Origin of the sequence: Trichocoleus sp. FACHB-90, from assembly GCF_014695505.1 — a bacterium.
Lineage (GTDB): Bacteria > Cyanobacteriota > Cyanobacteriia > Cyanobacteriales > FACHB-T130 > Funiculus > Funiculus sociatus.
Genome location: NZ_JACJOK010000065.1, coordinates 1 through 12893, shown reverse-complemented (window position 1 = coordinate 12893; position 12893 = coordinate 1). Strand labels below are relative to the sequence as shown.

Genomic DNA, 12893 nt, shown 5'->3' with positions numbered 1-12893 from the left:
TGAAACCATCACCCGCTACTAGGTTCTTCTCTCAAAACTATACCTGTTATGCCTTTGAGCATTATTTTAAGTATTTTGTCTGATTGTTAAGAAAGATGCGGGTAATGGATAGCCGATCAAGGGGAGGGGTTGGGGGTGGGGTTCCGGCTTCGGGTTAATTGTAGGTAATCAACCGGATTTAAGCTGACTGGGTGGATGAAGGCGGGAGGTTAATTGTCAAGTTTCTGGTTCCTTTCCAGGCAAACGGGTTTGATACAGTAAAGGAGTAGATAACTTGCAACTACGATAATGCTTAAGACTTCATTGATTGCAACTAGCTTACTATTAGCAGCAACCATCTCCTACCCATTAAAAGCCCTGGCACAAGTTCCTAGCACCCAAAATGATGCCAATTCCCAGAGGGGTTGCCTTTCTGGATATCCTGATGGTACTTACCGAGGCGAACGTTCTGTGAGTCGCTATGAATTTGCCGCCGCTTTAAATGCTTGCCTAAATCAATTAAATCAACTCATCCCTAGCGAAAGGGCAGACTTAGCGACGAGGGAAGAGGTGGAAGGATTGATTCAACGGCAGAGGCAGTTAAACGAACAACTTCGAGAATTAAGCGATCGCGTTGGCACCTTATCTGGCGAATCATCTGATACAACAGGTAAATAATGCTTTTAAACAAACTCTTGTTTAAAAGTAAGCAAGTATTTATCTCTTTGTGCCGGATAATGTCACATCCAAGGCTGACAATTTAGCCTTGAATCTCAGATGTTTGTTAATATGGAATCTACTTAGAATTAGCAGCCTTTATATAGGCAACAGCCAAAGGTGTGAACTTTTCTGTAACTGCGGCAATAATAGATCGGTCTTGCTGAGTCCAGACTCTGGGTTCACCAAAAACACAAGGTTGCAAAATTCCCCACAACACACCATCAAAGCACAGGTGAGCGTGAACTAATGCTCGATGCCCAAACTCTTTTGCCTCGAAAGCTTGATTAACTACTTGGGGGTTAGCTGTTTCAACATCTTCTACAAAGATAGATGGTTCTGTACGCAGTGCAGCAGCAAATAACGGATCTTCTTGTGGCAAAGATTCTGGTTCTTGTTTCCAGTCGGGGTCAATGATATTGGGATACTCAGAACTGCGAAGCCAGCAGTAAGGAACTTTACCGATGCGCGTGTGTGGATCTCGCAAGTAGAGAAAAATGCGATCGCATTGCAACACTTCACCCAAAGCTGAGACTCCAGCAGAAAAAACTGCATCCGGCGTACTGTGGTCGCGGAAAATGTTATCCAGAACTGTAGGTAGAACTTGGTCTTGCATGAGCTTGTGTTTGTAATATCAATTAGATGCTACGCGATCGCGTCACATCTGAGTAAGTGGGTGTACCAGAAGCAGGAACCGCAAGGGAACACCGAACCGTCTTGGGGGTGGAGGTGCTAGATCGCAGAAAGGGCGCTCATAATGCAAGAAGAGAGTCAACGCTGATATCGGCGAGGATCTGTTTCCATGAAAATCCGTATTCGATTTTGGTGGTGGGTGATAATAGGAACGCTATTATTTTCCCTACTCGGAGTTAAAGCCCAACCGCCAAGCCGTGTCCACGCCGATGCCATGACTTTAGTAGGCTTAGGGCCGCGTGTAGCTGGGACACCAACTATCCAGAAAGCCCGCGATTACTTGTTAGCAGAATATCGCAAATCTGGCTATGTTACAGAGGTGGGGACTTTTACTTATCCGAAATTTTTGGATAACGGCTCAAATTTACTGGTTAATAACGCCCTGCTAGACGGAAGGGCGCTTGCTGGTTCAAGGGCTGGTAAACTGCAAGCACCACTGATTGGCGTTCCTGGGGTGGGAAAACCTGACGAATTTGCTGCTGTTAACGTCAAAAATGCGATCGCTATTGTCCGACGGGGAGAAATCCGCTTTCTCGACAAAGCACGCAATGCACAAAATGCTGGTGCAGTTGGTTTAGTAATTGTTAACACATCCTCCGGCGAACTCGCCGGGACGCTGGGTGGTGAAGTTAATATTCCCGTGTTCTCTCTTTCTGGTGAACGTGGCGAACCCTTGCTAAAAAAAGCCCTCGCCTCGCGGCTGGAGGCAACTCTGAATGTGAATACCCAAGGGGGTAAAGTCACAGGATACAATGCGATCGCGCACAAACCCGGTGTCACATCACCCCGCATCTTGCTTGGCGGTCACTACGACTCAGTTTTAGGTTCGCCTGGAGCAAATGATAATGCCTCTGGCACCGCAGTTGTACTAGAACTCGCCCGTCGTCTTGCCAATACGCCACTAGCAAACCAAATCTGGTTCGTCGCCTTCGATGGTGAGGAAGATGGCTTACATGGTTCCAAGGCATTTGTCAACTCAGCATCGCCGGAATTTCTCAAAGGACTTCAGGCAATGCTAAACTTCGACATGGTAGGCGTGAACGAAAAGCTGCTCGTAGGTGGAACATCAGAACTGACAGCACTAGCGACTAAAGCAGATCCGAAGATATCCACATTCCGGGACACTGGTAGCAGCGATCATCAATCATTTACCTCGGCGGGGGTTCCAGCAATATTTTTCTATCGAGGGGAAGATCCCAACTACCACTCACCCAACGACACTCAAGTAGATCCAAAACTACTAGAAGCTACAGTTGAGGCAGCAAATCGGATTATTCAGGAGCGTTTGGCACAAAATTAGCTTTAGCTTTATCGTAAGCTGCTTTTTGCTCAGGGGTCGCTTCTTGCAGGCACTCTGCATGAATGCGTTCTAAATTCTCAATGTATTCCTGATTTTTGCTTAAAACTGGGTTAGCGCGAGTCGAAGCAATAAGGGCGAGTTGGGCGCGTAAAGGCAGTTTGCGAAAAGCTTCCAGGCGGTTTTCAATAGAAGACATCCAAAAATTCCTCTAATTACAATACAGTTCGGCTAATCACTTCCTTTTATAGCAGCCCTATTTGATTTATGAAAAAACGAACCGCAAAGACGCAGAGAACACAGAGTCATTGTAGCGAAACCCAACAAACTTGATATTAGCGTTGGGTTTCGTTACCTCAACCCAAGCTACTTGCTCATAGAAAATCGTCGTTAGCGCACTGCCCAAGCTACGAAACGCTCAGTGTAATATAATGCCAACTGGTTACTTATCCCGTTGAAAATAGCATCAAAAGCGTGTTCTGCCCAAGGAATTTCTAATAGAATCGCCGTATTCCCATTTGCCCGCAGACGTTGATACATTTCCTGTATAAATCTTAATTGAACTAGATGATCTCTCCCACCCTGCACTAATAAAGTTGGCGGTAAGGAACGTGTTACATAATTAATCGGTGAAGCAACTCGATATTCGTTGGGAAACATTTCTGGCGTTCCGCCGAATAAAGTTACCAAAACATTTCGCGTATCAATCGGGTCGGGACGTGGCGGACTAGCATAGCCTCCAGGCAAGTCAACCGGGCCATAGTAGCTAACCACAGCCTTTACAGGTATAGCATCGGGTTGATAAGCTGCCAACATCGCCAAATGTCCGCCAGCCGAACGTCCGAGCAAAACCATGCGTTCTGAGTCAGCCTCATACTGAGTTGCATTCTGCTGGATGAAGGATAGTGCTGCACGTACATCATCCAACTGGGCTGGAAAACGGTATCGTGGCGCGTGTCGATAATCGATGGCAAAAACAGTATAACCCCGCGCTGCCATATAACGGCTGAAATCAGAATTATATAAGCGATCGCCACTTCTCCACGCCCCACCGTAGATTACAACAAGAGCTGGATATTTCCCAACTTGCGGCGGTCGGTAGATATCCATACTCAACGGTACGCCATCGGGATTAGCAAAACGGATGTTTGGAGTGTAACGACTTTTACCCAACTTAATGCCTGTAAACGCATCAGCCAGCACAAACGGTTCCTGGCGCATCGATACTTGCTTATTATTTAAAATTTGGCTGTATTCTGAGCCAATGCCTTCTTTCATTGCTACTGTCAAATTTTGCACAGTTCCTGGCAACTGCATCAACGGCAAAGCACTCAAAAACAGTCCTAGCAAACTTGCACCCAAAGCTATAAATTGCAGCGGCGTGCGGCGCATCACACCTAGCAATAGTCCAGTTGCAACTAAGTTTAGTAGTATCAGCCAGTGAGAAACTTCCGGCGCACCTACTCCCAAAGTTAGCAGGGGCATATTTGGAGCCGGGATAACAATCCAAGAACTCAAAAAAAGTCCCGTACCGCTTAACAGCAATGCGACCAACTGGAGAATTATCAAGACTAGACGGGACATGGCAAAAAATAACTAACAATTAAAGAATGATTTGGCTAAGTAGGTAGACATAATTAAACTAAACATCTGATGTAGGTTGGGGAGCCACCCCCGTGCGGGGGTTTCCCCCGTTGAGGGGTGTGGCGTTTGAGGCACGAAACCCAACATCGACATGGTTTTGATGGGTTTCGCTTACGCTCTACCCATCCTACCAATAATTAGATCCATCTACTTAATTATGTCTATAAATTATTGCCAAAATTGTTACAAATCCACAACTAATTAAACTAATCAGGTTTCCATACATCAAAACTTGGTCATTTTGGTAATAACCATATAGGACTCCGTTAAATTGAATAAAATTAAAGCCTAAAAAAGTAATTAAAGCTATATTTTTAGAGCTTTTGGTTTTAATAATTCTCAATGCTTGGGGAATAAACAGACTGGCATTGAACAAAAAACCTAATCCAAAAAAGAATGTAACTATCTCTTTCATACTTAATACAAGCTTAATGTGAAGGATGACAAAATACTGAATTTAATTTTAACTTGTTACACCTAGCCATTTTTCCAGGTATGGTTCTCCCCATTTCTCCGATGCACAGAGACTCCACAAAGCGGCAGGATATCAACAGACGGGACAATACCGTTTTAACTATCAATCCGTGGAGTTCCTTAAATGTCTTCATCTGAATCTTCGATGTCTAGTGTGCTGCTGACTCTATCCAACAATTTAGCTGATACCGTTGAGCAAGTGGGTCGGTGCGTTGTTGCGGTTAATGTGCGAGGCTCCCACAGAGGACATTGGCGATCGCGTATTTCTTCAAGCGGTATCCACTGGCGAAGCGGTATTATCATCACCTCGGACGAAACCATCAAGCGTTCTGAGGAAATCACCGTCACCTTAGCAGATGGTCGCACAGTCCCAGTTACGGTGTTAGGTCGCGACGCTACCACCGATGTAGCTGTCCTCAAACTACAAGATGTAGACTTACCCGTTGCAGAAATTGGCGATGCTTCCACACTTAAGGTAGGTCATCTGGTACTTGCACTCGGACAAGGGAAAGAAAACGGGATCACTGCTTCTATGGGTGTTGTCAGTGCTGTAGGTGACGCTTGGCGTAGCATGAGCGGCGGCTTAATTGACCAATTTCTGCGCCCAGATTTAAACTTATATTCTGGTTTCCCAGGCGGCCCCTTGGTCGAGGTGACAACAGGTAAAGTTGTCGGGATGAATACCTCCGGGCCTCGGAATATGGCTTTAACCATTCCGGCTTCTACCATAAACCGGGTGCTTGACCAGCTGGTGTCAAAAGGACGCATTGGACGCGGCTATTTGGGTTTGGGTATGCAACCTGTACGCCTACCGGATACTCTCAAGAGTACGCTAAATCTAGATTCTACTGGTGGGGTAATTGTTATCAACGTGGAGCCGAATGGCCCTGCTGATAAGGCTGGCGTGATGATTGGGGATGTGCTGGTAGCGATGGATGGCAAGCCTGTGAGCGATACGGGTGATGTGCAGGCGCTGTTAGGCACCCAGAGCGTAGGTAAAACTCTCAAAGTGCAGCTGGTACGGGGTGGTGCATTAGTTGAATTAGCGATCGCAGTTGGCGAAAAATAACAGAGGCAATTGAAGATGGCGATCGCAATCGATAATACAGATACTACTTCACACATCGCCTATGAGTTGGCAGCTATTGCCGCACAACTACGCCGTTCTACTGTCCAGGTAGGAAGCCACCGAGAAGGTGGCGGTGGTGACATCTGGAATTTTAACGGCTTAATTGTCCCTGATAATTTGAGTAACCTTCTCTGGTACGCCGAACCCGGTGAGTTGCTAAGGTTGGATTTCCTGCGTTTGGGAAAACTGCTTCACTCCTTGTGTGGTTGTGGCTGGTGGGACAATCGCTAACCTATGAGCAAGGGAGAACTCGGCGCGATCGCGGTTATGGTAAGTGCTTCTAACTCCATTGTCCGTGCGGGTTTAGAAAGCATCATCCACGCTTCTCAATTGCTGGAGATAGTTGGTAGTTCCTCTAGTTTTGCCATCCAAGAGAAGCTAGTTGAAGAGTTACAACCCGACGTGGTGCTGCTGGAGTGGAGCATACCTGATGATGCTGCTGAAGAGAAAATACTTGCTCTTGGCGCTCTATCTCCTGCCCTTGTCATTTTGGCTGACAACGCCGATGATACTTGGGTAGAGTCAGCTTTGCAAGTTGGAGTCCAGGCAATATTACCGCTCAAGGCGACGGCTAATGAAATTGTAGCTGCTGTGGTGGCAGCAGCGGCGGGGCTAGTGGTGCTGCATCCTGACTTTATGGATTCTCTGCTACCCCGTAGCGAGTCTTTCACCCGCACATTACCCGCTTCGCCAATTCAAGCGCTTACCGGACGGGAGATTGAAGTTTTGGGTATGCTGGCTCTGGGAATGGGGAATAAGAGCATTGCCAAGCGATTAAGCATCTCTGAGCATACCGTCAAGTTCCACGTATCATCTATATTTCAAAAGCTGAATGCTTCCAGCCGGACTGAGGCTGTCACTCTGGGTGTACGGCTTGGTTTGATTATGCTTTAACAAAACCTGCTGATTTTGCAGATTGAAACAAACCAGAAAAGGTAGCGATCGCATTCTCCATAATCGCTCTTGTTGATACGCGATCGCTCAAAACGCCCAACTCACTCACGACGAAACACAAACAGATTCCCTGTTGCACCTCGTCCTACCCTAATTTCTTCGTCTAAATAAGAGGTTGTCCATTCTGCCTGATTGCGGAGGAATTCCAATACTGGTATTGTCAGCTCAGGAAAACTCCAGCTTTCCATGCCAAAAAGCTTTGTTGCTTGGATCGAAAAACTGTCAAAGCTCACCTTAGCCATCTTCTCATCTGCGCCCCAAGTCCAAACTCCGTCAGCCTGTAACTGCCATTCCCCTAGCAGGGGTAAGTCAAGAAAAGCACCGTTAGAAGCAGAAATTTTCCCAGTACCGTCTGCAACCAACCTTTGCCACACCCGTTTGATGTTTATTCCTCCCCCGAAATCTGGAATTGATGCCAGCTGACGGGTAACAACTGTTCCTCTTGATGCGTACACCAATTGCCAGTTACCGAGTAGAGACGGGAGATGGTCGGGGTGGAGTGGCTGTGGGATGGGATTGATGCTTTCTAGCTGTTGCACAATTGCATCAATTGGCTCTCCATCAGATGGAAATAAGGCTTGCTGTAGCCCTAATGCTTCTACTCGTTGCAAGAGTTCAGCTTTCAAGGCAAATCTCGTTGTGTCATCCCCTACCATGTCTCAATGTTCCACTTCCACGCTTTGAAAAAAGCATACCTCAGAACATTTAAAGGGCAGCTACTCCTGTGGGGTAGCTCTGGAAAGACGGCAGATCCCTGTCAAAGCTGACATTTAAAGCATTATATAAATACTAAGAGTTGACATTGTCAGATTAATAGTCTAACTTCATCATAGAAGCAAGCTCCGAGCTTTGGAGATTTGACCATGCCCGACGGAGATATTGTTCACAGTAGGCTCACACGGCTCTATCAAAAGCCGTACCAGTCGCTTTGTGAAGGAAAAGCCGACAGCCATGAATGCGCTGGATATGTGATCGAAGCGCTCAAGCGAGACATCATGAGAAAAGGTGATCTTCCTGCCAAGCTCGCCAAGCGCATGGGGGAGAGCTTAGAGCAAGCTCTTAATGATGCTGGTGAGAGTGGCACTGTGAATTGGGCTGCGTTGAGTGTGGAGTTCGATAGGTTAGCACAGCGAACCAATGGATCACATTACTTAAAGGAACTTACTCTCCATGCGGGTAAAAGCGTTTTTCGCGATCTCCGGTACGGGCGAGAAATAGAGGCTGACAACGCTTCAGAGGCAATCTTCAAACGGTATATGTACCAAGTGTACAAATCAGGATTTAAAGAACGTATCCCGCTGACATCCGAACATTACGCTGGAATTGACGAAGTGACCTTAGCAGGGCGTATTGAGGAGATTCAGTCAGACATTAAGGCTGCAATAAGCACCTGGGCAAAAAAAGCAAATGCAGATGAGAGTGTAGCAAACCTAAAGCAACCTCCGCGCCGAAAAGTAAACAAAGCAGAGGATCGTGAAGAAGACTTACTATCAGCACACAACCACAATAATTGCAGGAAGATTGACAAACTGTTGCAGGGTGAGGAAAGTGTCGAACTGTCACAAATTACTACACACAATCTGAAAGAGTATCTGTCATCACCCCTGTAATGGAGCAATAGTATGAACTGTAAGCTTTCTATGGCAAACAATCATCACACCCACGATAGCGATTACACATTGCGTTTTAGTCCCGTGCTGAATAGCAATGGATTTGTTCGCTTTATCGATCGCTCCAGAAACAAGGAGAGTACCATTGGTCTCAGTGTGGATGATAGGGCGTTTGGATGTCGAGTTCAGCAAGAGTTTCCATCCGTCATTGCCGATCTGATTGACCTTGCTGTTGCAATCCATGCTTCTGATCGCCTTGCTGTCCAACATCTGCATCGGCAGCAGAGCCGTATTCGGGTAATGCTTCCAGTACGTCATCCGGAATTGCTCAACAGTGGCTCATTTCAAGCAAAACTAGAAAATTTGCTTGGATGGGCTACTGGAAGTCGATGGGCTTTTGACTTCCAACAACGAACCGTGTCAGGGCGAATAGTAGAACAGGAGGAATGGATTTTTCCGAATGACGCACAAGAGTGCGAGGTAGCACTATGGAGTGGCGGCCTTGATGCTCTTGCAGGTCTTTATACCCGACTTCAAACAAGTCATGCAGCATCATTCATGCTGTTCGGAACCGGCAGCAATGATAATGTCTACGCCCGTCAAGAACATGTATTTAAAGCACTCCAGCCTTCCTTCCTCAATCGCCTCAATCTTTGCCGAGTTCCAATCCGTTTCTCTGAAACCAGCCTGCATCAAAAGAACAAGATTTTTCGTGCGCGAGGCGTTGTGTTTACATTACTTGGTGCTGCTTATGCGTACCTAATGGGTCAGCAAGTTCTTTGTGTGTATGAGAACGGAATCGGTGCGATCAATCTTCCGTACCGCTCATCTGCTGTGGGATTAGATCACTCCCGTTCTGTTCATCCGCTGACTTTGCTTATGGTGAGCCATGTCGTTTCAGAGCTTTTGGGAGAAGAATTCCGAGTGCATAACCCATTCCTGTTTTGGACTAAAGCTGAAATGTGCAAAGCTTTAGCTGATGACGGGAGAAGCGACCTACCGTCGCTAACCATGTCATGTGACAGCCCACACCGTCAGTCTGAGCAACCAATTCAGTGTGGATACTGCTCCTCTTGCATTTTAAGGAAGCAGGCGCTTGCTGCCTCACAAATAGAAGACAGAACTAGATATGTAGTGCCTCATGGAAACCGCCCAGCAGGAAACCCAAGCTTGCATCTGCGTCATATGCTCGCGCAGGTCTGTACTTTCCGTCGCCTGCTTGGTGCTTCAGATAACCCTAATTTTCAATGGGAAACTTTAACTAGAGAGTTTCTTGCGCTAGACGACATCCTTGATCGAAGTGCTGCGGCAGAAAACTTACTGCCTGCTGAGATGCAAAGCCGTCTGATCAAGCTCTATTGGACTTACGTTAGCGAATGGGATACTGTGGAATCCCGGATTTCAGCCGATATTTTTGATAAAAATAGCGACCAGCAGGTATCTTCAAATCTGTCACTGCACAAAGTTGAGGGACTCTTGTCATGACTAACAATGTCCTTGACAACATTGATATGCGGAAATTGGGGGAACTCCTTCAACAGGCGCGTAATAAATGTGGCATGACCCAAGCTGATGCGGCTAAAGTCATCAATGCTGCACGTACTACTATAGTCGCGATTGAGAAAGGAGAGCGTCGTCTTAAGCCAACTGAACTGATCAAACTTGCCCGTGCTTACGGACGAGCCATCAGTGACTTCGTTCGACCACACCCCGTAGTGCAACCTTTCGAGGTTCAGTTCCGAGCAGCTTATCGACGAAATGACGTAGAAGAATCGCAGATCGAACCCACGATTCTGCGCTTGGAGGAGTTGTGCCGGAATTACATGGAGCTTGAGGAGATAATGGACGCACCACTGCCACAGAATTATCCTCAAGATTATGAGGTGACGGGTATGCCGATCGAGGCTGCTGCGGAGAGCATTGCGATCGCAGAACGTCAACGGCTTGGGCTTGGAGATGGTCCTATTTATCTTCTGCGAGACATTCTAGAGCAGAGCGTAGGAGTCCGCATCTTCTATCTGAAGATGCCACCAAAATACTCAGAGATATATAGTTACGACGAGCAACTTGGTGGGTGCATGGCAATTAATGCTAATCATCCCGAAGAACGGCGGCGTTGGTCACTGGCTCATGGATATCTTCACTTTCTGGCTCATCGGAGAAAACCTGTGGTCGATTTCGAGGGACAGTACCAAAGGATTCCAGAGAGTGAGCGACTAGCCGAAGCCTTCCCCAAATATTTTTTGATGCCGACCAGTGGCTTACTGAGGCGATTCAATGATATGTACCGTACCCATAGCAAATTCACTCCAACTAATCTATTTACTCTTGCTCACTACTACGGTGTATCCGTAGAAGCTCTTGTTTACAGGGTAGAGGAAATGGGTCTCCTGCCATCCGGCACTTGGGATAGGTTACGCGATCGTGGATTGAAAGTTAGAAAGACACAACAGGAGCTTGGCTTAGAAGAAATTCCACAACGCACTGATATGATTCCAATTCACTACCAGCATCTTGCTATTGAAGCATTAGATCAAGGGCTTATTACTGAAGGGCGTTTTGCAGATTTCCTCAGCGTCGATCGCTTAGAAGCCCGTCGCATTGCAGAGGCGTTGCGAGAGTATTCAAGTGGAATGATGGAGGAATCCACTCATTTCGACCTACGCCAAACGCAGGAATGATGGGAAGTAAGGTTAAATGATCAATATTGCTCACTCCCACATTCTTCTTGATGCCTGCTGTGTCTTAAACTTTTGCGCTTCGGGCAGTGTTCTGGCGATCTTGAAAACTATTCCTGCTCAGGTTGCAGTCACCCAAGTTGTGCAAGAGCGTGAGTTAAAGACGCTCCAACGCCTTGAGAATGAAGAGAACGAGGGTGCGACTCAGTTTGAGGAAGCCATTGCACAAGGACTACTTTCAGTAGTTGACTTTAAGTCAGAAGAAGAGGCGGAAACGTTTGTGAACTATGTCTTTGAGCTTGGGGACGACGGTGAGTCTGCAACTTGCGCGATCGCGATTCATCGCGGATGGGCGATAGCAACAGACGACAAAAAGGCGATCTCGTTTTTTCAACGGCAGGCACCACACCTTCAGATTTTATCAACCCCAGAGATAATCAAGCATTGGTCAGAGCAATCAGGTCTTGATTCGTCAGCACTATGTGATGCACTCAATGCAATTCGAGTAAAAGGGTGTTATGTGCCGCCTAAAAACCACCCTTTGCGAGGCTGGTGGGAAGCCGCATCAACTGATGTCGATCAACGAAATCCCTAATGTAAGTAACAGGCTCTACAACCATACTTTCAGCGCTGTTGTAAGGTGTGTGACCGGAACGCCAACGTGCAAAACTCGCTTAATTTTTGACATCGAATTTGTAGTCAGGATGCGCTGTGACGGTAGCCTTGGCAGTGAGTTATTGGTAACGGTATCCAAGCGCATCAAAAAAGGCAATGTCAAAGTCATTGATGATTAACTCACACTCATTGCCAAATAGCGATCGCTAACCCGTATTTCGCACCGCACCACCTGCTAACCACCAGTCGGGGAGATTCAAAAGCGCGATCGCGGGTAAAACAACACCAATCGGTGAATCAACCAAAATCTTCTGGAGGCGAGTGGCGCTATCCATACTCAACTGATCCCTAAGTAATTCTCTAAGCTTTATTTTGCAGTTTTGTATCTAGGGGCTTGCTTCCCTAACTTAAGTTGTTTGAGAACTGGATGGCGCACAGATGAAGGTATCATTAACTCAAGGAAGCGTTGGCAAGGATTTTGGCAACAAAGCCCTCTCCACTACCTCGATAACCCCAAACCTACTCTGTGGAATTCCCCATGCCCCACGAACCCAGCCCAGTCCAATCCGCCGTCCTACTCACCATTATTGCTGAAACAGTGCTTAAAGATGCTATTGTCAATTTGTTTAAAAGCAATAACGTAAGCGGCTACACCATTAATCAAGTGCAGGGTGAGGGTAGCCACGGCAGACGCTTAGGAGACATAGCGGGCTACAACACTAATATTGAAATCAAGACCATTGTTTCACTAGAAGTATGTGATTCTATTTTTTGGTCTATAAAAGACTATCAGGGTAAGCACGCCTTAATGGCCTTCCGACAGAATGTAGAAGCCTTGGCTTAATTAACCTGGTTTGTGGAGCTGTTCCTTGATTTGCGCGTGCAAGAGCTGAATTGTCCGTTTGCTGAAGCCAAAGCCCTTACAAACAGCGATCGCAAACCTGTATTTCGCACCGCACCCCTTGCAAACCACATTGTCAGCCCTTAAAAAGATACCCGACTTCTTAAAGGATACCGCTGGCGAATAGGGGGTAGCACCCCTCAGCAGGGGTGAAATCCAGAAGAAAGAAGATACTAACAGTAGAGTTAGCCACATCCTCTGG

At 46.7% G+C, this 12893-nt stretch carries 16 protein-coding genes and 1 pseudogene; 11 read left to right on the top strand and 6 right to left on the bottom strand.

Translation table 11 applies throughout. The features are described 5' to 3' along the window. Positions 1 to 288: 288 nt before the first annotated feature. Positions 289 to 657, top strand: a complete 369-nt coding sequence (locus tag H6F74_RS19215; protein ID WP_190443803.1) for an S-layer homology domain-containing protein — start codon at positions 289 to 291, stop codon at positions 655 to 657. A gap of 118 nt (positions 658 to 775) precedes the next feature. Here the strand turns inward: H6F74_RS19215 and H6F74_RS19210 are convergent, their stop codons facing one another. Further along, positions 776 to 1312 carry a GAF domain-containing protein gene (locus H6F74_RS19210; protein WP_190443802.1) on the bottom strand — a complete coding sequence of 179 codons (537 nt, stop codon included), beginning with the start codon at positions 1310 to 1312 and terminating at the stop codon, positions 776 to 778. A 186-nt stretch (positions 1313 to 1498) separates the two neighbouring features. On the opposite strand from H6F74_RS19210, the gene H6F74_RS19205 reads away from it, so the two are divergent. Next, entirely contained in the window at positions 1499 to 2689 is a 1191-nt protein-coding gene (locus H6F74_RS19205) for a M28 family metallopeptidase (RefSeq protein WP_190443801.1), read from the top strand. Here H6F74_RS19205 and H6F74_RS19200 read toward each other — a convergent pair. The 3 genes from H6F74_RS19200 to H6F74_RS19190 form a co-directional block, all read right to left on the bottom strand. Then, entirely contained in the window at positions 2661 to 2885 is a 225-nt protein-coding gene (locus H6F74_RS19200) for a hypothetical protein (protein WP_190443800.1), read from the bottom strand. The genes H6F74_RS19205 and H6F74_RS19200 overlap by 29 nt on opposite strands. Positions 2886 to 3076: 191 nt before the next feature. Further along, positions 3077 to 4270: an alpha/beta hydrolase gene (locus H6F74_RS19195; protein ID WP_190443799.1), complete on the bottom strand. Its 1194-nt coding sequence runs from the start codon at positions 4268 to 4270 to the stop codon at positions 3077 to 3079. Positions 4271 to 4481: 211 nt separating this feature from the next. Beyond that, the gene (locus H6F74_RS19190; protein WP_190443798.1) at positions 4482 to 4745 is read right to left on the bottom strand and encodes a hypothetical protein; all 264 of its coding nucleotides are present in this window, start codon (positions 4743 to 4745) and stop codon (positions 4482 to 4484) included. 183 nt (positions 4746 to 4928) lie between these two features. Between H6F74_RS19190 and H6F74_RS19185 the strand changes: the two genes are divergently transcribed. From H6F74_RS19185 to H6F74_RS19175, 3 genes are read left to right on the top strand one after another with little or no spacing between them, the layout of a single operon-like run. Beyond that, positions 4929 to 5873 carry a trypsin-like peptidase domain-containing protein gene (locus H6F74_RS19185; RefSeq protein WP_242022211.1) on the top strand — a complete coding sequence of 315 codons (945 nt, stop codon included), beginning with the start codon at positions 4929 to 4931 and terminating at the stop codon, positions 5871 to 5873. A 15-nt stretch (positions 5874 to 5888) separates the two neighbouring features. Beyond that, positions 5889 to 6164: a hypothetical protein gene (locus H6F74_RS19180; RefSeq protein WP_190443797.1), complete on the top strand. Its 276-nt coding sequence runs from the start codon at positions 5889 to 5891 to the stop codon at positions 6162 to 6164. A gap of 3 nt (positions 6165 to 6167) precedes the next feature. Beyond that, the gene (locus H6F74_RS19175; protein WP_199301416.1) at positions 6168 to 6827 is read left to right on the top strand and encodes a response regulator transcription factor; all 660 of its coding nucleotides are present in this window, start codon (positions 6168 to 6170) and stop codon (positions 6825 to 6827) included. 101 nt (positions 6828 to 6928) lie between these two features. Here the strand turns inward: H6F74_RS19175 and H6F74_RS19170 are convergent, their stop codons facing one another. Continuing rightward, positions 6929 to 7543, bottom strand: coding sequence for a PAP/fibrillin family protein (locus tag H6F74_RS19170; RefSeq protein WP_190443796.1), 615 nt, complete (start codon positions 7541 to 7543; stop codon positions 6929 to 6931). Between the two features lie 207 nt (positions 7544 to 7750). Here H6F74_RS19170 and H6F74_RS19165 point away from each other — a divergent pair, with 207 nt between their 5' ends. The 4 genes from H6F74_RS19165 to H6F74_RS19150 are packed head-to-tail and all read left to right on the top strand — an operon-like array spanning position 7751 to position 11770. Then, entirely contained in the window at positions 7751 to 8497 is a 747-nt protein-coding gene (locus tag H6F74_RS19165; RefSeq protein ID WP_190443795.1) for a hypothetical protein, read from the top strand. 12 nt (positions 8498 to 8509) lie between these two features. Beyond that, on the top strand, positions 8510 to 9982 hold the full coding sequence (locus H6F74_RS19160; RefSeq protein WP_190443794.1) for a 7-cyano-7-deazaguanine synthase: 1473 nt from the start codon (positions 8510 to 8512) through the stop codon (positions 9980 to 9982). Beyond that, complete coding sequence (locus H6F74_RS19155; protein WP_190443793.1) at positions 9979 to 11178, top strand: XRE family transcriptional regulator; 1200 nt, start codon at positions 9979 to 9981, stop codon at positions 11176 to 11178. Before H6F74_RS19160 ends, H6F74_RS19155 begins: the two co-directional genes overlap by 4 nt. 19 nt (positions 11179 to 11197) lie before the next feature. Beyond that, entirely contained in the window at positions 11198 to 11770 is a 573-nt protein-coding gene (locus tag H6F74_RS19150) for a hypothetical protein (protein WP_190443804.1), read from the top strand. Between the two features lie 82 nt (positions 11771 to 11852). On the opposite strand, the pseudogene H6F74_RS31100 reads toward H6F74_RS19150, so the two are convergent. After that, positions 11853 to 12125 (bottom strand): annotated as a pseudogene (locus tag H6F74_RS31100) (nucleotidyltransferase family protein); the annotation flags it as partial. Between the two features lie 203 nt (positions 12126 to 12328). Between H6F74_RS31100 and H6F74_RS19140 the strand changes: the two are divergent. Further along, positions 12329 to 12634, top strand: a complete 306-nt coding sequence (locus H6F74_RS19140; RefSeq protein WP_190418780.1) for a hypothetical protein — start codon at positions 12329 to 12331, stop codon at positions 12632 to 12634. 12 nt (positions 12635 to 12646) lie between these two features. Beyond that, entirely contained in the window at positions 12647 to 12778 is a 132-nt protein-coding gene (locus tag H6F74_RS30610; protein ID WP_277875818.1) for a hypothetical protein, read from the top strand. The last annotated feature ends 115 nt before the right edge of the window (positions 12779 to 12893 follow it).